19 protein-coding genes are annotated in these 20,962 nt (G+C 51.5%); 1 reads left to right on the forward strand and 18 read right to left on the reverse strand.

The genetic code is table 11. The annotated features are described in order from the left end of the window. The coding region (locus JCM16496_RS23090) for a hypothetical protein (protein WP_209441627.1) at positions 1-180 on the forward strand (180 nt) is incomplete at its 5' end. Between the two features lie 3 nt (positions 181-183). On the opposite strand, the gene preA is transcribed toward JCM16496_RS23090, so the two are convergent. From preA to JCM16496_RS22735, 18 genes are all read right to left on the reverse strand, one after another. Continuing rightward, on the reverse strand, positions 184-1,029 hold the full coding sequence (gene preA, locus JCM16496_RS24170) for an NAD-dependent dihydropyrimidine dehydrogenase subunit PreA (protein WP_244440447.1): 846 nt from the start codon (positions 1,027-1,029) through the stop codon (positions 184-186). Next, positions 984-1,667 (reverse strand): beta/alpha barrel domain-containing protein, encoded by a 684-nt coding sequence (locus JCM16496_RS24175; protein ID WP_244440448.1) that lies wholly within the window; start codon positions 1,665-1,667, stop codon positions 984-986. The genes preA and JCM16496_RS24175 overlap by 46 nt, the downstream gene beginning before the upstream one ends. A 70-nt stretch (positions 1,668-1,737) precedes the next feature. Continuing rightward, on the reverse strand, positions 1,738-2,373 hold the full coding sequence (locus JCM16496_RS24180) for a hypothetical protein (RefSeq protein WP_244440449.1): 636 nt from the start codon (positions 2,371-2,373) through the stop codon (positions 1,738-1,740). Further along, positions 2,361-3,101 (reverse strand): hypothetical protein, encoded by a 741-nt coding sequence (locus tag JCM16496_RS24185; RefSeq protein WP_244440450.1) that lies wholly within the window; start codon positions 3,099-3,101, stop codon positions 2,361-2,363. The genes JCM16496_RS24180 and JCM16496_RS24185 overlap by 13 nt, the downstream gene beginning before the upstream one ends. Positions 3,102-3,113: 12 nt before the next feature. Beyond that, entirely contained in the window at positions 3,114-4,955 is a 1,842-nt protein-coding gene (locus JCM16496_RS16510) for a hypothetical protein (protein WP_025835658.1), read from the reverse strand. A 48-nt stretch (positions 4,956-5,003) separates the two neighbouring features. Next, the gene (locus JCM16496_RS24190) at positions 5,004-5,543 is read right to left on the reverse strand and encodes a hypothetical protein (RefSeq protein WP_244440451.1); all 540 of its coding nucleotides are present in this window, start codon (positions 5,541-5,543) and stop codon (positions 5,004-5,006) included. 65 nt (positions 5,544-5,608) lie between these two features. Next, positions 5,609-5,947, reverse strand: coding sequence for a hypothetical protein (locus tag JCM16496_RS24195; protein ID WP_244440452.1), 339 nt, complete (start codon positions 5,945-5,947; stop codon positions 5,609-5,611). Further along, positions 5,896-6,378: a hypothetical protein gene (locus tag JCM16496_RS24200; RefSeq protein WP_244440453.1), complete on the reverse strand. Its 483-nt coding sequence runs from the start codon at positions 6,376-6,378 to the stop codon at positions 5,896-5,898. The genes JCM16496_RS24195 and JCM16496_RS24200 overlap by 52 nt, the downstream gene beginning before the upstream one ends. A 96-nt stretch (positions 6,379-6,474) precedes the next feature. Continuing rightward, complete coding sequence (locus tag JCM16496_RS16520) at positions 6,475-8,994, reverse strand: hypothetical protein (protein WP_025835660.1); 2,520 nt, start codon at positions 8,992-8,994, stop codon at positions 6,475-6,477. A gap of 20 nt (positions 8,995-9,014) precedes the next feature. Beyond that, a complete protein-coding gene (locus tag JCM16496_RS22130; RefSeq protein ID WP_128809675.1) occupies positions 9,015-10,325 on the reverse strand; it encodes a hypothetical protein in 1,311 nt (436 codons plus the stop codon). Between the two features lie 29 nt (positions 10,326-10,354). Beyond that, the gene (locus tag JCM16496_RS22135; protein WP_128809676.1) at positions 10,355-11,581 is read right to left on the reverse strand and encodes a hypothetical protein; all 1,227 of its coding nucleotides are present in this window, start codon (positions 11,579-11,581) and stop codon (positions 10,355-10,357) included. 108 nt (positions 11,582-11,689) lie between these two features. Further along, positions 11,690-12,745: a hypothetical protein gene (locus JCM16496_RS22140; protein WP_128809677.1), complete on the reverse strand. Its 1,056-nt coding sequence runs from the start codon at positions 12,743-12,745 to the stop codon at positions 11,690-11,692. Between the two features lie 11 nt (positions 12,746-12,756). Next, positions 12,757-14,199, reverse strand: coding sequence for a hypothetical protein (locus tag JCM16496_RS22145; protein ID WP_128809678.1), 1,443 nt, complete (start codon positions 14,197-14,199; stop codon positions 12,757-12,759). A 136-nt stretch (positions 14,200-14,335) separates the two neighbouring features. After that, positions 14,336-15,442, reverse strand: coding sequence for a hypothetical protein (locus JCM16496_RS16535; RefSeq protein WP_128809679.1), 1,107 nt, complete (start codon positions 15,440-15,442; stop codon positions 14,336-14,338). Positions 15,443-15,766: 324 nt separating this feature from the next. Beyond that, positions 15,767-16,948, reverse strand: coding sequence for a hypothetical protein (locus tag JCM16496_RS16540; protein ID WP_025835661.1), 1,182 nt, complete (start codon positions 16,946-16,948; stop codon positions 15,767-15,769). A gap of 73 nt (positions 16,949-17,021) precedes the next feature. Continuing rightward, positions 17,022-17,753 carry a hypothetical protein gene (locus JCM16496_RS16545; protein WP_128809680.1) on the reverse strand — a complete coding sequence of 244 codons (732 nt, stop codon included), beginning with the start codon at positions 17,751-17,753 and terminating at the stop codon, positions 17,022-17,024. Positions 17,754-17,807: 54 nt separating this feature from the next. Further along, positions 17,808-18,647 carry a hypothetical protein gene (locus tag JCM16496_RS16550; RefSeq protein ID WP_025835663.1) on the reverse strand — a complete coding sequence of 280 codons (840 nt, stop codon included), beginning with the start codon at positions 18,645-18,647 and terminating at the stop codon, positions 17,808-17,810. A 73-nt stretch (positions 18,648-18,720) separates the two neighbouring features. After that, positions 18,721-18,858: a hypothetical protein gene (locus tag JCM16496_RS22735; RefSeq protein ID WP_159102470.1), complete on the reverse strand. Its 138-nt coding sequence runs from the start codon at positions 18,856-18,858 to the stop codon at positions 18,721-18,723. Between the last annotated feature and the right edge of the window lie 2,104 nt (positions 18,859-20,962).

Genomic DNA, 20,962 nt, shown 5'->3' on the forward strand with positions numbered 1-20,962 from the left:
CTCCGGGGAGGAGGAGTACCCGTAGGGGGAGGTGGTAGCGACACACACTGTACTATTTCTCATTGCTTTATGCTCCCTACCACCCCCGCCCGTCGGGCACCCCTCCTCCCCGGAGGAGGGGAATTAAGATACTCTCTCTATTCGCTTTTCTTTTCGCAAATCATTTCTGTTCTACTATAATCATCAATTATCAATCAGCTTCACCGCCTCCAACGGGCAAACAAGCGTGCAAAGTCCGCAACCTACGCAAAGCGAATGGTCAATCACCGGGCTACGCTTTTCCCAACGGATTGCTTGGTGTCCGCCATCAAGGCATGAAACATAGCAGCGGCCGCAATGGATGCACTGCCGGGGATTGATTTCGGCATGTAGCTTGCGCTCACGGTCCAACTGTTCGGGCTGTACCAGATGCGGCAAAGCCAATCCGCGCAACTCATCAAGCGAGGTGATGCCTTGCTGCTTCATATAAGTGGAAAGCCCCTCCTTGAGGTGATTTATGATTCGGTAGCCATATTCCATGACCGATGTACACACTTGCAAGGCGGTGCATCCCAGTAAGATGAAGTCCAGCGCATCGTGCCAAGTCGTGATGCCGCCAATCCCGAACAGTGGAGTGTCTTTGAGCGGTGGATAGGATGCCAAGTCGCGGATGAAGCGAAGGGCGATGGGCTTCACCGCCTGCCCCGAATAGCCGCCCACGGCCGATTGTCCGCTTATGTCGGGATAGGACGAGAAGTTTTCGGTGTTGATGCGCGTGATGCTCTTCACGGTGTTGATGGCTGCCAGCGAGTTTGCCCCGTTGGCGATTGCCGCCATTGCCGGAAGCTCCATGTTCCCCAGATTGGGTGTCATCTTGGCGATGATGGGCAGGCGGCTTCCTTTGCGTGTGGCTTGGGTGTAGAGCGAAATAAGGTCTGGGTCTTGCCCGATGTCGCTGCCTAATCCCTGTTTTGCCATTTGTGGGCAAGAGAAGTTGCACTCTATCAAGTCTGCGCCTGCCTCTTCTGCCATGCGTGCCAGGGTGTCCATTCGTCTGTGTTCCGTCCCATGATGGAGGCGATGATGACCTTTTCAGGGTAACGCTCCTTCAGGCAACGGAGAATTTCGAAATTCTCTTCGGCGGTGTGGGGCGACAACTGTTCCAGGTTCTTGAACCCGCTGAATGGGAAAGGGCGTTCATCCGGCAGCGCGTCAAAGCGGGGAGAGACTTCCCGGCTTTGGTAGAAGCTGATGGTCTTGTACGACACTCCTGCCCATCCGGCATCGAAAGCATGGCAGCACATCTCGAACGAAGATGCTACCGGTGACGAAGCCAAGAAGAATGGATTTTCACAACGGACACCGCACACGTTGACCGACAAGTCGGCAGGTTTCCCGTCCGCGGATGTTGCCTTTTCCATTTGCGATACATAGTTGCAAATCGCTTGTATGCGGATAGGGGAGTCCACTCGTCCGCGTGCACATACCTTTTCGCACTTGGCATTATCGCAATGGAGGCAGGCGGCATAGTCGGGCAGACGCAGGATAGCTCCTGCCTGGTTCTTCAGGTGTAATGCTTGGATAATGTCAGCAGGTTGTACTCCTGCCGGACAAGCTGTGTTGCAAATGGGTTGATAACACATCAGACAGCGGGTGGCGTCTGCAAGGATGGTTTTGCTTTTTGTCATGGTTGTAGCTTTTAAAGGTTTGTTTTATTAAGGAAAAAACTCCGTGAAACCCTGTACTCTTTGTGATGAACTAAAATCTTCTCTTTTTAAATTTCAATCCTTCTTCCTCTTCCCAGGCTGCGCGGGTATGCGCGTAGCTGTCACCGATGTTGAACGAGGGAAGGAAGTGACGCAGTGCTATTACATCGATGGTATCGTACTCTCCGGGATTTTCGATACGTCCCGGTTCGTATTTTTCGGTATCATTCTTCTTGGATATTTTCATGACGTTTTCAAAGAGCCAGTCGGCTTGTCCGAAGTCCTCTTTGGTGGGCGGGGTGGCAAAGGGCTGATACAGGTGGGGCCAGCTTGCCACGCAGGTCATGTCCACCGGATATGCGTTCTCCTCGTTGTCGAAGATACGGTTGACAGCATGACCGGGCACGAATTCGATGGTAGCAACCACCCCCTGGTTCAGGCACCACGAGGCGAAGGCAATGGCAAGCTCCATGCAGTAACCTTGGTGGTTGCGGAAGATGTCGTCGATGGTGCGCACGTATTGTGGACCTCCGCTGTCGCTGATGGTATAGACTACTCGGTGCTTCATCATCAGGTAGGTGAATGCCTGTGCTGTGGTGGCAAGCAACTCTTCGGGAGTGTCATAGGCGGCACCTGCCAAAGTGCTGAAGTAGCCGTCGGCAGTCACTTCCTCTTTCAACTTTTCCACCAGGGGAGAGTGTTCGTCCACGTAGCCCATGATGAAAGGCGTGGCGTATAGGGAACAGTAATTTTCGGTATCCTTGACGGGATAGCTGCCGAAATCATATCGTTTGACTTCGTCGATGAGCTGTGCGTGTTCGGTGGGATGAGCTCTGTGTTGCCATAGTAGGTGTGCAGGCTGCGGCAGTTGAGCTGTTGCGTGTAGTGGTCCACCTCTTTGCCGTCAAGGAGCAGATTCCAGGTGAGTTCCACCATTTTGTCGGCATGCCATCCTAACAGGGCGTCCACGTTCCACTTCACGGGAAAGGCGAGGTAGATGGTTTCGTCGGTCTTATCTTGGGGCACCACGACGCTCCTTTCCAAGGCGTGGCATACGGGACTTTCCTCCATCCGCAGGGTGATGCGGGTGCCCGCTCCGGGGTTGCGGAGTTGCAGGCGGATGTCGTCGCTGATGAACTCTTGCGCAAATTCGCTGTCTTCGTAGGCACGCTTCACTCCGTCGGCTTGCAGCAGCCAGACGGGGTAGAGGGTGTACCTGTTTTCCGGGAGGATGTCGAAGTAGCACATGGAGTGGGCATCCGTTATCCATTTGCCCTCTTCAAAGGGAGGCTTTTGCGGTTGCTCTTCCTCCTCGGCGGGAGGCGGTGCGGGATAGTTGTGGTTGGTCACGTCGTCGCCGCAGGCCGCGATGAGCGGCAGGACGATAGTCAGAAGTAGGTATGTTCTTAATTTCATGATGATATAAATTTATTTGTTTATTCCTTTATTACTGATGTGTAGTTCATTACCAATTTGGTTGCCTTTGTTGTCCTTCAGCCGGAAGGTGTAGCTGTTGTTCAGACTGGAGAATTGGGGATTGAGCTTTGCCAGGATTTCTAGCATTTCATTCCACCGTATCTCCATCTGCAGGTCGAGTATTGTCTCGGTAGGTGCGCAGTAACCCTTTGAAATATCCTTATACTCTTGGACACTGTTCAGGAAATCTCGAATAGTTCCCAACTCGTCGTAGTTGTGATAGTCGTCTGCCACTACTGTATAGTTCTTGGTGAAGCGGTTGGGGACGGGCAATTCGAGGCGGAGTTTGGGGTCATGGTAAACGCTTGTTGTAGAGTTCTGTCTAAATCCCCCTTGATAAGCGTTTTTGGCATACAAACTGAGTTTGAGTTCCATATAGAATGGATTATTTCCACGTTTCTCGGTGCCGTCTATCAGCCAGCTCCATGATTGGCGAGTTTTGCAGACATTGATACTGATGGAGTTCTTATCCGGCTTTGAAATGAGATTGCCGTTTACCTTCCCTGCATATTTGTATTTGTCCGCTATGTCATACGTCCAATAAGAGTCGGCTCCGCTTCCTTTAAGGGTTACGCTGATTTCCTCGTTTACTTTGGTCACAGTCTGCCGATGGGTGAAGCCGACATTCATTGTGCCTGTCAGTCCACCATCGTATCCTATCTCTGCACCCATATCCCATCCATCTACTGTTTCTACCGTTTCTGCCACTCCTTTGTTTTCCGGTTGATGGTTCCACGTGTCCTTCAAGGTGTAGCCCTCTGTATCCAGCGAAGGTCTGATAGATAGTCCGCCATACGTATAGCCGGCATATTTATGGTACTTGCCTTTGGTTTTCTTACAGAAGTATTCGCCGAAATTGAATTTATCACCAAGGTATGTCTCTTCTAATACCACATGATAGTAGTCCTGCTTGGTTTCAAAGTTGTAGGCGGTAGATACCCATCTCCTGAGTTCTGCATAGCAGGTAAACGGTTCTTCGCTTTTGAAACGTTGAAGGTGACAAGGGAGTAAAGTGACTTCCGATGCCACCGAACTCAGCATTTCGCCGTCTGTGGCTCGTGTCTTGGCATTCTCTTCGTTCAGCCATTTTGCCACATTTTCGGCAAAGAGGCCGTACTCGTAGTCGGAAGGTTCGTCCGGTGTGATAGTTCCGGTAACGGTGCGGGTCTGTTCGTTGCCATCTTCCGCCTCTTCGACAATGGTCTCTTCAATGGTGACCGGTTCGCCGTTATGGATGTCGCGCATGTCGTAATGGCTGTTGCGGCGTATGATGTAAGAATCACGCTCCAGCACGTTCTTCTTTTCTGCTTTGGTTTGGGCATCTAAACCCTTTATTTGCTCTTCCAGCCACTCCATGAAGTCGTCCAATTTGTCGTACAGGATGAGTTTGAAGAATTCCAGAGCCAAGGAGTGAGGCTTGTGCAGATAGATGGCTCCGCCGCGGTCGAACACTTCCTTTATTTCATACACCATCTCTTCGCTGATTTCCAGCAACGCGTCGTAGTCGAGGAACACTACTTCCACGTCATCGGCAATGTAGCTGTCGGCAGGGCTGTAATTGTATCGTTGCCCGGTCATGCGTTTCAGCACGTAGGGGGTCACTTCGTCGAAGTGCTCGCCCAGCACGGCGTAGCTCTTGCTCACGGTGGTTTTCACTTCATCCTCGGTAGGGATAGGGACATTCGCTTCTGGGCTATCGATGCCCGGATCTATTTCATCGTCCTTGCACGAGGCGAGACCGAATGCCATCATCCCCGCTAATAGCAGGGAGAGGGCTTTGATTGATGTTTTCATTCTTATTTAATGATTTGTAAGTTTAAATGTGGTTGGCAGGATTTCTGTTTACGGGGCTGTTTTGGTGAATCCGGGTCTCTTCACGAAGCGTAGTCCTTCTTCTTCTCCCAGCAGTGCGCGGGTATGCGCATAGTTGCTTCCGATGTTGAACGAGGGGAGGAAGGAGCGCAAGTACAGGGGATTGAAAGAGGCGTATAGCAAGGGCTCTTCCACCCGTCCCGGTTCATAGACCTCTTCATTGCTTTTTGCGGCTGCTTCCATCATTTTCTGGTACATCCGGTTCGCCTTTTCAAAGTCTGCGGGGGTGGGCGGGTTGGCAAATGGTGTGTACGCTTGCGGGTTGCTTGCCACGATGGTCATGTCTGCCGGATGGTTTTTCTTTTCCTTGTCAATAATGCTGTTGCACATATGACTCGGCACTGATTCGAGGGTACACTCCACACCCTGGTTCATGCACCAAGAGGCGAAAGCCACGGCAAGCTCCATGCAATAGGCTTGCTTGTAGCGGAAGATGTCGTCAATGGTGCGTAGGTATTGCAGGCCGCCTTCGGAGTCGCTGACACCGTAGGTGATGTGATGTTTCATCATCAGGTAGTTGAATGCCTTTGCCGTGCAGTTGAGCAGCTCTTCGGTGGTTGGGGAGAATTGTCCCGTCAGGTAGGCAGATAGCCGTCTGCCACCACTTCATGTTTCAGTTCTTCCACGAAGGGCGAATGTTCGTCTATGTAGCCCATAAGGAACGGAAAGTTGTGCAGCAGCACCACCTCTTCATCTTCCGTGATGCCCCAATCACCAAACTCCATCTTCTTTATCTCGGCAATGAGTTCGGGAGCTTCTTCCTTGGGAAGTACCGAGTAGGAGCTGAAACAGTGCAGGCTGCGGCAGTTGAACCGGTGTGTGTAGTGCTGCACCTCTTTACCGTCCAAGAGGAGGGTCCAGCTCAGGTCCACCGGCCGGTCGGCGTGCCATGCCAATAGGCTTCCACGTTCCATTTCACGGGATACTCCAGGTCGAGGGTCTCATCGCTCTCCTCCTGGGGCATGGTGATGCTGTACTCCGAGGCGTGGCACACGGGGCTTTCGTCCATCCGCAGGGTGATAAGGGTGCCAGTGCCGGGGTTTTTCAGTTCGAGACTGATGTCATCGGTGACGTATTCCTGCACGAACTCGCTGTCGGAATAGGCATACCTGATGCCTTTGGCTTGCAACAGCCAGTTAGGAAAGAGGGAATTGTGGTATATGGTGAACAAGCCGTAGTAGCACGGAGATTGTGCATCCGTCAGCCATTCTCCTCGCTCGAAGGAGGGCCCTTGCGGCTGTTCGGGTGTTTCAGGTTCTTGGGGGTAGTAGTGGTTGTGTACTACCTCGTCGCCACAAGCTGCCAATAGCAGGAGGGCGAGGAGGGATAGGAGGTAGGTTCGCATGTTATAAGTTATGAGTTATAAGTTATTCACCACAGAGGAACACAGAGTTTCACGGAGTCTTTTCCTTATACTCTGTGTCCTCTGTGGTGAGTTAATTTAGAATGCAATAAACGGTCTCACGTGGAATTTGTATTTACCCGTGTTTTCCACGCTTTCCGTTCTCCAGTCTGTGTCGATGGGACCTTGCCAGTACATGCTGCCCACCTTTGCGGGGTCGTATATGCCCTCACCTAAGTTGAGTTCGCACGTCACGTCGCAGCCCGCGTAGCGGCGCTCTGGATTGAAGTGCTCTCCACCCGCATTCTCAAAACTCTCTTTGTCCACCCAAGCGGCGCTCATCAATTCGGCACAGGAGGGCAGGAACCATCCTTTGGCACCCGGCGGCAGGGGCACGGAATATCGGATGGCATAGTGCATCGCGGGGAAGTCCTGTTCGTTGATGGTCATTCCCTTCCTATCGGCAATTTTCTTGATGTCATTGGTGTTCTGGTAGCCGCGTCCCAAGCCGCCCCAGATGTCGCCCGTGTAGTTCGCTCCCGGTCTGCTGGAGAAGATGTCGGTGTTGCCCCAGTCAGATGGGGTGTCGTTGGCATCGTGCAGTGCCATGGCATAACCGTTGATGCCACTGCCCCACTTGTCCGAACTTGATACGAAGCATACGATTCCCACGCACTCCTTTTTCTGCTCCTCGGTGAGCTTTGTTTCGGGTGTTAGGAAGCGGCCGTCGCTCATGAAGTAGCTGCCCACCCGGCAGATGCTTATCCCGTCGGGGCCGATGTGCAGCGTCGGGCCGATTTGAGTGCCAACGTCATATACGCTAAGCAAGTTGACTTCATACGTTTGGGTCAGTTTGGGCAAGGCGGCTTGGTTCTTTGCCAACTCTTCCCTCATGGCAGTCCAGCGGTCCATCATCATCCTGTCCAACTGTTCCCTATGGGTGCCGCAATATTGGTTTTCCACGATGTCGTGGTAGGCGGGGCTGGTGTTGAGGAACGCTTCCACCTTTTTCCAGTCATCGCTCCATTTGTCGCCCTTGGCGCTTATCTCGTATCTACCGACAACGCGGTTGGGCACGGGCAGTTCCACGTAGAGTGTTCCATAATAGGGGCATCCGTCCCAGGTGTTGGGATATGTCAGTCCTCCATCTTTTTTCATCCATGCCATAGTGAAACCGAAGTAGTTGTATAGTTTCATCAGGAAGGGGGTAGCGCCTCTCTTCTTCGTATCCGTTATCTTGCAGATGAAAGATTGCCGGGTGATGGCATCGTCCTTGCAGTTGGGGTGGGACGGGTCGAGGAAATTGTTCTTGTAGTTTTCCCGTGCCGAGCTTCGGAAATCCCAGAAGTTTTCGTAAGGCCAACCAGGATATTTCTGTTCTCCACGAAAGTTGAACATGTCATGTCTTTCTTCCGGCGGCAGCGCCAATATTTCGGGACGGTAAACGCTTTCCAACGTGCCTATCGAATGGTCGTCTTTGTATATGACGGTGCCTGCGGGCCATCCCTCCACGGAGATGGTCTGGGCTATCGAAGTATTGGGAAACGGCTGGAGGTTGCTCAACGTCACCTGATGCCCTATCTCGTCGATTATGGGTCGATTGACGTGGGTCGATTTGTAGGTGTATCCACGGGCACGGCGTATTTCGCCTTTGTTGCTGACGTAATATTCTCCATGGTAGAAGGGTGCCACAGGCACTCTTTGTTCCATCGTCACGTAGTAGAAGTCTTCGTCCATTTCGGGCGCGTAGAAGGATGCTGCCCGTATGATGATGTCTCCGCTGGCGGTCAGCACCTTGTTGTCTCCCCTCCGTTGCTGTTTGCAGGGCACCACGATGTGCTTTTCGTAGGGCATCTTCAGATCCGCCTCGTTTCCGGCACGTGTCACGGGTTTGCCGTTCATCCATTGTGCCACGCTTTCGGCAAAGAGTCCGTACTCGTAGTCGGTGGGTTCGCCGGGCGTGAAGCTTTCGGTGACGGTTTGGGTATGCTCCTTGCCGTTTTCGTCCACTTCGGTGATGGTCGCTTCGTAAGTAAACTCCTTTCCGTCATAGATGTCTGCCATGTCCAGCAGGCCGTTGCGCGTCAGGATGTAGCAGTCGCGCCCGTAGGGAACGTCGTCGTCCGCTTCGGCACGCGTCTCGGGTTTGTTCATGTCCTCTTGCAGCCACTTGAGGAAATCTTCCAGTTCGTCGTTCAGCATCAGGTCGAAGAAGAGGGCGGCGAGTGATACGGGCTTGTGCAGGTAAACGGCTCCTCCGCGGTCGAACACCTTCTTAATCTGGTAGTACATCTCTTCGCTGATGTCCATCAGTTCGGTCTGCCCGATGAAGACCACTTCCACATCGTCGGCAAGGTAGGTGTCGCTGGGGGCGTAGTCGTAGCGTTTCCCTGTCATGCGCTTTAGGATGTAAGGGGTCACTTCGTCGAATCCTGCGCCGATGACGGCGTAGCTCTTGTTGACGATTGTCTTCACTTCGTCTTCGGTGGGAAGCGGGATGTTCACTTCCGGTCCGTCGATTTCCGGTTCCAGCTCATCGTCCTTGCACGAGGCAAGTCCGAATGCCATCACTCCTGCCAATAGCAGGGAGAGGACTTTGATTGATAAGTTTGTTCTCATATTGTTATAAAATTTAATGTTTAAAATGCGGTAAATAACCTTACTAAAAACTGTTTCTTCGTGCTTTCCGCAGGTACGTAGTATTCAAAGCCCGTCGGCCCATATACGCAGCTATAGACACTGTTTTCGGGAATATGAGGACCTTGTGAATAGCGGTTGACGGAACTGGTGGCATAGTAGCTGCCATCCTTGCGGGGGAGCCTGCCGCCTACACGTCGGAGGTTCTGGTCGAATCTGTCGTCGATATTGCTGATGGCATAGGTGAGCAATTCTGCCGCCGGAAGCATCCATCCCTTGCAGACTGCGGGCAGTTTGTGCTCTTCGCGGTATCTGTTGACGAAATACATCGGGGCATACCATTCTTTTGAGAAAGAGGGCTCTTTGCCTCCGAAGGTTGCCGCTTCCATGATGTTTTGCGTGTTCTGGTAGCTGTCTTCCATGGCGCGGCTGGTCTTTATCTCGATGCCTTCGCCATCGTTCTCCTCGAAGTTGTAGCGCGTGTTTCCCCAAGCGCATAGCTCGGTGCGGGCATCGTTGAGTGCCATCACGTAGCCGCGTATGCCCTCCTCGTTGGGTTCGCTGTAAACGTAGCAGACGATGCCCGCCACCTTGGTGAAGTTGACTGCTCCCGGCTTGGTGTTGGGTGGCAGGAAGCTGCCGTCTTTCAGGAAGTAGCTGCCTACCTCGTAGGTGACGCCTCCGTGGGGACCGATGTAGAGGGGAGTGCCGATTTCTTTACCCTCCCGGTTTTTCAGGCGGAAGGTGTAGTTGCCGGTGATGTCTATCAGCCTGCCTTGCAGTTCGGCTTTGAAGGTGTTCCAGCGGTGCTCTATCTCGTCGTCCAGCTTTTGTTTGGTATAGTGGGTGACGTTGCCTGCCACAAGCCGGTAGGAGGGAGCCTTTTGAAACACTTTTTCTATTGCAGCCCATTCGTTGCCCTCCACTTCTTGGTCGCACGTGATTTCATAGACTTCGCGGTAGCGGTGGGGCACAGGCAGGTTGAAGCTGACGGTGCCGTCGTACACGTTTTGCGTGGTTTGGATTCCCCCATCTCTTACTTCCCATTTGGCTCCTTTGGCGCGGAAGGTAGTGTGGACATCCATTGTGAAAGGTTTGTTCTTACGGTCGGTAGTGTTTGCCACTATCCAGTTCCACGATTGGCGAGTGGTGCAGGAGCTACGGGTAAGCGACGATTCTTCCGGTATTCCTTCCAGTATATGGCATTCGTCAGAGTTCATAAAGAGAGTTTCTAAACCGGTGAGACATCTGTAATAGAGGGGGCTACCGAGGTCTATGTTCCATGTGTAGTCTTTGTTATCGCCAGGTTTCATGCTGATATTCAGCTCATCACTTGTTTTTTCTACCTTATGCGGTGGGTATAGGCGTCTCGGTGCAAACCAAACGTGCCATCGTGGGAGGCAATGTAGGTGTTTGCGCTCCACGAGTCGATGGTTTCGTATTCGGTGTGGTTGGCACCCTCTGCCGTGGGCTGGGGATTCCAGGCTCTGGTGATGGGGAAGCCATCGGTGTGCAGTGTAGGATGTATGGTGCAGCCGCCGTAGGTGTAACCGGCATAGTAATTATATCGTGGGACTTTCCCGCTGCCGTATCTGCGTCCAAATTTGTAGTACTTGCCGAAGTAGAACTCCTTGCCGGGATAGCTCTCTTGCAGCACCACGTGGTAGTAGTCTTGCTGGTCGTCGAAGCTGTAGAGGCAACTTACCCACGCTTTCATTTCCGCTTGGGTGGTGAGCACCTTGTTGTCGCCGTCGCGTTGCAGGCGGCAGGGGATAAGTTGGGTAATTTCCACTTGGTTCAACTGTCGGCTGTAGCCGGGCACGGCGCGTGTGGCGGGTTCGCCGTTTTCGTTTATCCATGCGGCGATGCGCTCGGCAAAACGGCCGTACTCGTAGGCGGTAGGTTCGCCGGGAGTGAAGGTCTGCTCTTCGGTTCGTGTCTGCATAGTGCCGTCGGGCAGCGAGTCGGTGACGATGACTTGCGTGGTGACGGGTTTTCCGTCATAGATGTCTGCCACGTCGAGGTCGCGGTTGCGGCTCATCACGTAGCTTTCCCGGGTCAGCGGGTCGCCGTCTAGTTCGGTGCGTGTCTTGGCACCGCCTTCCAACTGTTCTTTCAGCCACTCCATGAAGTCGTCCAGCACATCGTCCATCAGCATCTTGTAGATGCCAAGGGCGAATGAGTTGGGCTTGTGCAGGTAGATGGAGCCGCCACGGTCGAATACATCTTTTAATTCGTATGCCATCTCTTCGCTCAAGTCCAGCAGTGCATCCGTGTCGATGAAGACCACTTCCACATCATCGGCTATGTATGTATCGGACATGGCATAGTCGTAGCGTTTCCCGGTCATGCGTTTCAGCACGTAGGGGGTCACTTCGTCGAAATTGCTGCCGATGACGGCGTAGCTCTTGCCGACGGTGGTCTTCACTTCGTCCTCCGTAGGCGGCATGATGCTCACGTCAGGTTCGGGTTCAAACTCCATTTCATCGTCCTGGCACGAGGCAAGTCCGAATGTCATCACTCCTGCCAATAGCAGGGAGAGGACTTTGATAGATTGTTTCGTTTTCAATCTCATTTTTATAAATGATTAATGGTTAATGATTAAGCTCTTCACGGCAGAGTGCACGGAGCCGCTTCGTTCTCTGTGCGACTCAGTGTACTCCGTGGTGAACTGAATTTAGAATGCAATGAACGGTCTCACATGGTATTCATGTTTGTCCGGTTCCTCCACCCAAGTTCTCCAGTATGTGTCAAGGGGACCTTGCCAATGCATGTAACCTACTTCTATGGGATATTTCCCCGTTTCTATGTTGTATCCTAGAACTACGTTGCTGCTCGTATAGCGATGCTCCTTATGAAAAAATTCACCGCCGACCTTTTCAAAACACTCTTTGTCCATGTAGTGTGCGACATCATGCAATTCGTGCTCTATCGGCAGGAACCATCCTTTGGCACCCGGAGGCAAGGGAACAGAGTAGTTCGTGGCGTAGTATAATGCGGGGAATTCCTGTTCATTAACTGTCCGTCCATTTTCCTTTATCATCTGTCTGATGAATTGGGTGTTTTCGTAACCGCTTCTTCCCACCGGCCTACGGGATTTAAAGATGCTGACATCGCCCCAGTTGCAAGGCTTCCCGTTGGCATCGTGTAGTGCCATGGCATAGCCGTTGATACCTTTTTGCTGTTGTTCCGAGTCGCTCAAGAAGCATACCACGCCTACGCAGTTCTCTTTCTGTTCAGGGGTTAGCTCGGTTGCCGGATCCAGGAAGGAACCATCATTCATATAGTAGCTTCCCACTTTGCAGACACTCATTCCGTTGGGCCCGATGCGTAGTGGCAAGCCTATATTTCCGTTGGATGATGTCAAATTGATTTCTATTTCCTCGGTCAGCGCGGGCATTGCCGGCAGGTTGTTTGCCAACTCATTTTTCACGGCGTTCCAGCGTTCCCACATCACCTTGTCCAGCTCTTGTTCGCTTGGGGCGCAATATTTGTTTTTGGCTATGGCACGGTAGGTAGGGCTGGTTTTGATGAACTTTTCCACGCTTTCCCATTCGGAACTGCTCTTGTCGCAATTGGTCGATAGTTGATAATCCTTGGTAAAACGGTAGGGAATCGGTAAAGCAATGCTGACAATGCCATTATAAACCTCTTTTCTTGTCCGGGAATTATGACTTCCCGAGGTTATTGCCCGTGTGCCATTGGCATAGAAGATGCACTTGAGATCTAACATGAAGGGGTCTTTTATGTCGGGACCGGTGTTGCCCACCAGCCAGTTCCACGATTGGCGTGTGGTGCAGGAAGAGCGGGTGGGGAAGACGTTTCGGGAATTCCTGTCAATTTCAAGTTCGATATCGCGTCTCCGCCATCCGTCGCATTCTTTTCATATTTGAATTCAAATTTGTGCTGGAAGTCAATGGCCCATTGTTTTTCAGACGCAATGTAAGTGGGGAGGATTTCGTCCTTGGTATTATACGCCAAAATCCCGAAGCGGTATTCCGGACTTACCGGCTCTACAACTCCGTTTGTGTTTCCAACCCATTGGTCTGTGGTCCAACCGATGACACTTTGGGTGCCACTTTCCCAAACGACACCACTAGGTTGGGGGTGCCACATCTTTACGAGGGTATGTTTGGGGTTGTTCCATTGCGGCTGTACGGCAACCCCCCCATAGGTGTAGCCGGCGCACACCAAAGCATAGTTGCTGCCTTTTTTGCGTCGCTTGTAATATACTTCGTTATAAAATGCGTCGCTCGGATAAATTTCTTCGACCACGATGTGATAGTAGTCCTGTTTCTTGTTGAAGTTGTAGAGGGTAGATACCCATGCGTTGATTTCTGCCATACAAGTCATCACTTTGTTGTCTCCCTCGCGCTCCAGACGGCAGGGCACTAGCGTGGTGCTGCTTTTCCTCTGTTCCAAATCCTGCATACTACTTGCACGGGTGACAGCCGGGTTGTCTTGGTTCAGCCACTTGGCCACACGTTCTGCAAAGAGCCCGTATTCGTAAGCTGAAGGTTCGTCGGGAGTAAATGTGGAGGTCACGGTGGTCGTGGTGCTGCTGCCATCTTCGTGTTCTTCGACATTCACCACTTGGGTGCTGATTTCCTGTCCGTTGTAGAGGTCTTTCACGTCAAGATAGCTATCGCGGCGCATAATGTAGCTTTCGCGTTCCAAGGGCTTTCCTTCTTGTGTGGCGCGAGTGGAGGGTGCTCCGTTTGTCATTTGCTCTTTCAGCCATTCCATAAAGTCATCCAATTGTCCGTACATGGTGAGGTGAAAGAACAATAGCGCTAATGCGTTGGGTTTGTGCAGATAAATGGCACCGCCACGGTCGAACACCTCTTTTATTTCATAAACCATATGCTCGCTAAGGTCTGTCAGTGCGTTGTAGTCTAGGAACACGACTTCCACGTCATCGGCTATGTACGAATCACCAGGCGCATAGTTATAGCGTTTCCCTGTCATGCGGTTCAGTACGTAGGTGGTCAGCTCATCGAAGTCTTCACCCAATACGGCATAGGGTTTTTCAACGGTGTTCTTTATAATGTCTTCGGTGGGCGGCGCGACAATTTCTTCGTAGTCGGCGGTTGATGGTATTTCATCGTCTTCGCATGCGGCAAGCCCGAATGCCATCATTCCTGCCAATAGCAGGGAGAAGACTTTGATTGATAAGCTTGTTTTCATGTTGTTATGAGTTGTAATTTATAAGTTATTCACCACAGAGGACACAGAGTTTTTTCTTTATCTTATTAAGAACTCATCCGGTTTCACATAGAATGAAAGAACTCTGTGAAACTCTGTGTCCTCTGTGGTGAAATGATCATTTCACCGTGTTCCAAGCATGGCGTAACGTGTAGTCCACCCGTTCCGCCTGCTGTGGCGTGCATCCCACGTAGGTGTTCTTCATCGGGTTCAGCCCATTGACACCGTTGTTCTGGTCCTCTATCAGCCCCAAGTAGTAGCCCAAGGCGGTGAGGAAGAAGGGGATGCCGTGTATCGGTTCCATCAGGCTGTTGAGGTAGATGACGTGGGGCAGGGTGGGGCGTTCCACGGTCTGGCATCCTGCCAGCTCCTTGCCTTGGGGGAACTGGGGATAGTTACAGAAGTTGTAGCTGTCGGTCATGGCGAAGGGCAGGAGGACGACATTGAGGTAATCATTCTGGTTCCAGAAGAGGCCGGGGTATTCCAGTTCCAATCCCTCGGCCCGTCCGTCCATGCAAAGCATCGGGCTGTCGCTGCTGCGGTGTATGCCTGCTTCGGGCAGGGGCTTGCCGTCCGGTGTCTGTTGTGCCGCTACCAGGCGCACGCGGGTGTCGGTCAGTCCGATGGCTCCGGTCTCGTTGCCCAGTGCGGCGTTGGCGGCAGCTATCCATTCGTTTGCCATCAGCTTGTCGAACTCCAGTTGGGGCAATCCCGGGTGATGGAAGACGTGGAACACCACGGGCAGTTGGCGCAGTTGTCCGTCAGGCTCCTGCTGCTTGGCGGCGGGTGCCGTTTCCTCCACGGTGTTGCTGAAGTATTCGTGGCGGTTGGTCACGAGGGAGAAGGTGTAACGGTGGCTTGTGCCTGCCGGAATCTGGGTCAGTGCCAGCTTGTCCGTCCACGAGGAGGCTGCCGAATGCAGGGTGGGGTTGATGCCCACAGCCGAGGCGGTGAGGTAGATGTCTTGCTTCTCCGGCTTGCCTTGTCCGCTTTGGCGGTAGAGGCGGAGCATCAGAATCTCTTCATCGGCAGGAAGCGAGGCGGGTGCTTTCACTTCCAGTTGGAATGTCGGCTGGTACAAGGAACCTTTCTGTGTATACTCCGCTTTGCTTATTCTCAGTTCCAGAGAGGCTTTGTGGTCGTTGTTCTTCTCCGGCGTGCGTGCGGATAGGGATTGTGCCAGGCAAGCGAAGAGCAGTGTCAGGGTGAAAGTGAATGTTTTCATCTTTTATAAGTTATGGGTTATCCACCACGGAGGACACAAAGTATCACAGAGCTTTTCTGTTATCTAATGCCTAATTATGTAATGGTTAAAAAATAACTTAGGTCATTTCTTATCTTACCACCACCCGCTCTGTACCTGCTCCGTATCTGGTCCGTACCTGCTCCGTATCTGGTCCGTACATATAGATACGGAGAAAGTACGGAGAAAGCCCGGGGCAGACAAGGAGCAGATAGGGAGCAGACTGAACTATATAAAGGAGGTATGCGGTTTTACGCCATCCTTAAAAGAATTCTGTGAAACTTTGTGTGCCTCTGCAGTGAACTTTTAATTGATTACGATTTTGATTCTCAAGTCAGCGCAAACGGTTTGGTATGAAAAAATATCAAACGGGTCATTGGGATTGCGGTGTTGCCACAAGTTGGATACACGTAACACCAGGTAGTAGGTACCCGGTTTGCACTCCACTTGGTTGTTGCCCACAACCGTCATCGTGCATGAAAAGTTTCCGCTTGTTATGTCGCCAGCTATGGAAGGCCATAGGACGGGTGAATAATCCATCATCTCTCCTTGTTCGTTCATCAACCCGATTTCCTGTATGGTGAAACCTCCTTCCGTCTCCGTGAGTCCCATTTGCCTCAGTGTGTAGGTCACGTCCAGTTCAAGCAATTTTTCAAACTCCGGGTTGTCGAGGTCGGTTTTCGACAGCGTGAGTTGTTCGTCCTCGAAAGTTCCCTGCGGCGTGCAGGCGAAAGCACTCAAGGGGAGGGTAGTGACACGCCCGTTCTCCGAGGTGAGGATGACGTTGAAGTGGAGCTTGTCGAACACCTTGATGGCTTGCTTCACTTCGTCCAGCTTGCTGGGTTTTACTTTCAGGACAAAGCCCGTCCAGTCGTCCGTCCTGGGTATCTGGAGGAAATGGTCGACGCCCACTTTGCTTGCAGAAGGCTCCCCATCTATTACCCGGATGTTCTTGCTCTTGATAAGGGCGAGGTTGTCCCTATCGGCCGCCTCAACAAGGACCGGCAAACCGATGTGAAGTCTTTGGTCCGGGTCGATGCTGTAAAAGTTGAATCCCCTGGGATGGACAAGGGTGAACTTGCCGTGCAGGGAGTAGGGGTCGAATACGGTACATTCTGCTGTGAGAGTAGTACCGTCCGGCTGATGCACGGTGATTTCGAGTTCTTCCGATTCATTGAGTTGTGTAAAGTCCGTCACCTCCAGCTTTGCTTGCCATTTGCCGTTGCCTTGGGGGGCTATGCCGATGGTTCGGAACACTCCCTCTTTTCCGGCGATTTCCACTTCCTTTACTTCGGCTTCTGCAGGCACCATGTTGAACTCGATGGTCACTTTGCCCGCTTCGTCCAGTTCAAACGTGCCGGTGCCCATTTCCACCCGTTCTACGGGGATGGGGGCATCGTCATCGCTGCACGACGACAAGGTGGTGAAACTGACGAGGCTTGCCACCAGCATGGCGGGCAGGGTCTTTAAGAATAAGTTTGTTTTCATTTGGGTTGTTGTTTAAAATGTTAAGTTTGTCACTTCAATCTTCAATTGTCAATTATCAATCGTCAATAGCCAATCATCCAATGTCAATCGCATTTCGGTTCAGCAAGTTCCCTATCTCTTCCAACTCTTCCTGAGAGAGGTTGAGTACTTGCTTGTTACGTTCGTTCAGTTGGTTTGCCACGATGGCGAGTTGGTTGAGCATGTAAACCACCTTGGGGATGCCGCCGAAGGCGACCTTCATTTCGGGACTCCGTGTCACAATCCGTGCAATCTCGGCCGGTCGGTCGTCCAAATCCTGTTCCGCCACTTTCAGTTGGCAGGAGTGGAGTGCTTCCAAGAACTTCTTCTCCCATTCGTCGGCAAGCTTTTCGCCGAAGTCTATCATGCTGTAGCAATTGCTGATGCGCCCAATCACCTTCTCGTCCTCCAAGTATTGCCACACTTCAAAGGAGTGCGAGAAAATCGTTTCGGATTTGGTGTCCGTAAGCGGGTAGTGGATGGTGGTGAGCACGTTCAGGTCGCCGAACAGGGAATCTTCCGGCAACTTGTCCAGTGTGCCGGGCGCGTATGCTTGCAGCTTCTGGTAGATGGAATCCTGTGCGGTGAATATGTCTGCCACCTCTTGTAGGTGCTTGATGCGGACATCTAGGTTGTGCAGCGTGATTTTGGTAATCTTGCGTGCCATCTCCTCCTGGTTGCCCTTCTGTTGCCAGAAGGTGATGCCCACTGTCAGTACGATGCCTACGATGGTTCCGAAGGTGCAGGCTGTGGTATCCAGCCACCATTGGCTCATATGTAGTTTCATTCTCTTCATTTCCCATAACGATTAATTGATTAGGAATTCGGTAGTTGAATTCCTTTATTCAGTAATCAGCACCGGCACATGGATGGCGGCATATTCGCTCTTGCCAAGGCTGATGACGAGCTGCACGAAGTGGATGATTCCTGTCTCAAACTTCGGAGCACCCAAGATGGTGATGCTGGGAACACCTGCACCGTTCTGTCCTATCCCGATAAAGATGTCATCGTGCTTTTCCCATTCCCTTTGTTCAAGTATGGTGTTGCCATACACGCCTGCGAAGGGGTAGTGGCGTCCTTCCACCCCGTGTACTTCTTTGGGGTCGATGCCCAGTTTCTCGTAAGCGGATGCCACGTTGATTTTCAGGCTGACAGGCACTTCGCCCTTTTTAAGGGTGGTAAGCGGCACGCCAACGCTCTTGTGCCCATATCCGATGTAAGAGTACTTGAATGTATCCTGTGACAGCTTGTGGTTGTATGCCAATTGGTTTTTTGCATAAATGGCTTCCATGGCACCTGTGGTGGTGTAGTCCACTGTGAGCACGTAGGTGTCAGCCTTCTCCCCGGCACGGATTCCGGTGATGTTGAAACTGCTTTTTGCCCTGTTAAAGATCATGTCGCCTTTTTCGGTGGTATCCCACTTGAAGTGGAAACCGGATGACTTATCCGAACAAGGAACGATGCTGAAATCCTCCGCCTTGGGCGTTTCTTCGTTGCCGGTCAGTTGCACGGTCAGTTCAAAAGAGCCTTCGGATACATACGTCACTTTGGGGTCAGTGTCCAGAATGGCGAGCTTTACTTCGGCTTTTTGTTCCGGTTCATCATCGTCGCTGCACGCCACAAATCCGAGTGATAGCAAAGCTGCCAACAGCAAATAGATACTTTTCTTTAAATCTTTCATTTCAGTTAATTATTAAGGGTTAATAAATATAATTGTTATAATATCTTTTCCTTTCATACGTCAATAAGTTCTATCAACCGACTATTAAAAGTATGGCATTAGCCGCTACGACTAACAGTGAAATGACGGTAATCACTGCCTGGATAAGGAGCAACTTCTCGCTATTCATAAAGGAGAAATGCTTGCGGTTTCGTTCTTTTTGCTTTTTCATAATCGGTGTGTTTTTGTTGACTGTGACAAATGTAAATGAATGGTAAAAGATAGAGGTATAAAAAGGGGAGTTGTTGTTTCAAATTGTCCAACAAGTTGTTCTAATTTGTCCACAAATGTTGATAATCAGTTTGTTATTGATATGACGCTCTGTCGTCCTATAAAAGGAGTTATGAAGAAGGCATGAAGAGAAGCGTTTTTATCATTCCTTCTTCATTTGTTGTATAATATTTATTATATATCAGGCTTGTGCGCACTACTTCGCCCATCCCCTCATAAGTGCAAAAAAAGTCCGTTTTCATCGGAAAAAACAGATGAAACCACGCTTTATATACCTCTTTCATCGCTTATTCCATTGCATTAGATTTCTTGACAGAAAAAAAGAGGATGAATTCTGTTCATATAGCCGGGTGGGGCAGGATGCTTCTTTTCCAAAACACAAAGAGAAGGCCTGGGACGGATATCCGCAGGGTGGGAATAAACATTTCATGATTTTTATAGATATAATTGATATAAATAGGTGATTTTTTGCCTTAGTTAAACCTATTCCTTACATTTGCCGACGTTTTAAGCCTATATTGAATATGAAATCCCGTTTGATAACATTTCTCCTATTCGTTTGTACCGCCTCTTTGTGGGCGAGTGGTGCGGTACCCGACAGCCTGCTGGCCGAGCGTATCATCCGTGCCATCTATGTGAACCATCCCGACAGTGCCTTGTCGTTGCTGGATGAGGCGGAGAAGCGGCAGGCATCCGGCATCAAACCTTTCCGCATCGACCTGTTGCGTGCCATGTGCTATGAGATAAAGCACGATTATCCCCAAAAGGAGCAATGCGTGCGCCGTGCTTTACAGCACGATTCAATCTGTTCGATGCCAGAACGCAAGCTCCCGCTCTTGGTGATGCTTGCAAACATATTGGACAGACAAAACAGGTATGAAGAGTGTGTCGCTGTCTGCCATGAAACCATCGACTTGGCACGCCGCCAAGCAAATAAGCAGGCAGAAGCAGATATGTACTCCGTGATGGCGCGTGTCAGCATAGGCATGGCAAACAATGAAAAGGCGGAGGCATACTTCAAGCAGGCGGTGGAGCTGCTCGAAAGCACGGAAGATGTGCGCCAAATGTCACGGCTCTCTTCCTTGTATGGCGAATACATGTCCTTCTATATTGACCGGAAGCGTGTGGCGGAAGCCATCCGGATAGGCTACCGCCGCGAAGCCCTCATACGCCGTATGAGCGAACTACCCGGTCCTCCTCCGGGCTACATCGACCAGCAATATGGCTTCCTCTATGCCAAGATGGCGGTGCTGCTGCACGAAGAGGGGAAGAACGCGGAGGCAGAGGAGGCTTTCAAGAAACTCCGTGCCACCAGCTTTTCGCAATCCCTCATCGGGAAGCAGTACAGCATCCCTTACTTGCTTGACACCCATCGCCATGCCGAGGTAGCCGCTTTGAGCGATGAATGCCTTTCTGCCTTTCCCAACGATACCGTCAGCTATGAGTACTTGATTCTCCTCAATTACCGGGCACGTGCGGGGCGGGGAATGAAACGCTTTGACCAAGCCGATGCCTTGATGCAACGCATTGTCACGGTGACGGACAGTATCTATGCCCGCGAGAGCCAAAGCAAGGCGCAAGAGTACGCCTCCAAGTTCGACCTGAAAGAAAAAGAATTGCAGTTGACCAAGTCACGCGCCTTGTCTGAAAGGCGTAAGCTCCTGTTGACAGGATTCTGCCTTTTGTCGGTGCTTCTCTTCGCCATCCTTTGGATTACTTATATGAACCTGCGCAAAAACAGGCAGCGCAACCGCATCGCCGCCAAGCAGATAGACGAATTGCTGGCACAGCGTGACGAATTGCGAAGGCGGTTTGCACACGCCGAAGTGACGGCAAGCGAATCTCCGGCAGAGGATGCCTCCGAAGTGTGCTGCCATGAGCCCGGGGCAACTCCGGCTGTTGGCGAAGAGGTGTCTGTGACCAATAGAAAGCGGGCAGAGGAAATGCCGGAGCGGGAAGATGAGGAAGAATATGCCCGCTTCATGAAGATGGAGAGTGTGCTGGTAGAGCAGAAACTCTTCTTGGAATCGGGTTTTGGGCGAGAC

Origin of the sequence: Bacteroides rodentium JCM 16496 (assembly GCF_000614125.1) — a bacterium.
Classification (GTDB): domain Bacteria; phylum Bacteroidota; class Bacteroidia; order Bacteroidales; family Bacteroidaceae; genus Bacteroides; species Bacteroides rodentium.

Excerpts from the sequence above, each read along its gene's own strand:
- JCM16496_RS24185 (WP_244440450.1), bottom strand. The coding sequence starts at position 3,101 with ATGAAATTAAGAACATACCTACTTCTGACTATCGTCCTGCCGCTCATC.
- JCM16496_RS16520 (WP_025835660.1), bottom strand. The coding sequence starts at position 8,994 with ATGAGAACAAACTTATCAATCAAAGTCCTCTCCCTGCTATTGGCAGGA.
- JCM16496_RS24175 (WP_244440448.1), bottom strand. The coding sequence starts at position 1,667 with ATGACAAAAAGCAAAACCATCCTTGCAGACGCCACCCGCTGTCTGATG.
- JCM16496_RS16545 (WP_128809680.1), bottom strand. The coding sequence starts at position 17,753 with ATGAAACTACATATGAGCCAATGGTGGCTGGATACCACAGCCTGCACC.
- JCM16496_RS16540 (WP_025835661.1), bottom strand. The coding sequence starts at position 16,948 with ATGAAAACAAACTTATTCTTAAAGACCCTGCCCGCCATGCTGGTGGCA.
- JCM16496_RS22735 (WP_159102470.1), bottom strand. The coding sequence starts at position 18,858 with ATGAAAAAGCAAAAAGAACGAAACCGCAAGCATTTCTCCTTTATGAAT.
- JCM16496_RS24190 (WP_244440451.1), bottom strand. The coding sequence starts at position 5,543 with ATGATGAAACATCACATCACCTACGGTGTCAGCGACTCCGAAGGCGGC.
- JCM16496_RS16550 (WP_025835663.1), bottom strand. The coding sequence starts at position 18,647 with ATGAAAGATTTAAAGAAAAGTATCTATTTGCTGTTGGCAGCTTTGCTA.
- JCM16496_RS24195 (WP_244440452.1), bottom strand. The coding sequence starts at position 5,947 with ATGGAACGTGGAAGCCTATTGGCATGGCACGCCGACCGGCCGGTGGAC.
- JCM16496_RS22145 (WP_128809678.1), bottom strand. The coding sequence starts at position 14,199 with ATGAAAACAAGCTTATCAATCAAAGTCTTCTCCCTGCTATTGGCAGGA.
- preA (WP_244440447.1), bottom strand. The coding sequence starts at position 1,029 with ATGGACACCCTGGCACGCATGGCAGAAGAGGCAGGCGCAGACTTGATA.
- JCM16496_RS24200 (WP_244440453.1), bottom strand. The coding sequence starts at position 6,378 with ATGCGAACCTACCTCCTATCCCTCCTCGCCCTCCTGCTATTGGCAGCT.
- JCM16496_RS22140 (WP_128809677.1), bottom strand. The coding sequence starts at position 12,745 with ATGTTAGATCTCAAGTGCATCTTCTATGCCAATGGCACACGGGCAATA.
- JCM16496_RS22130 (WP_128809675.1), bottom strand. The coding sequence starts at position 10,325 with ATGAAACCTGGCGATAACAAAGACTACACATGGAACATAGACCTCGGT.
- JCM16496_RS16510 (WP_025835658.1), bottom strand. The coding sequence starts at position 4,955 with ATGAAAACATCAATCAAAGCCCTCTCCCTGCTATTAGCGGGGATGATG.
- JCM16496_RS16535 (WP_128809679.1), bottom strand. The coding sequence starts at position 15,442 with ATGAAAACATTCACTTTCACCCTGACACTGCTCTTCGCTTGCCTGGCA.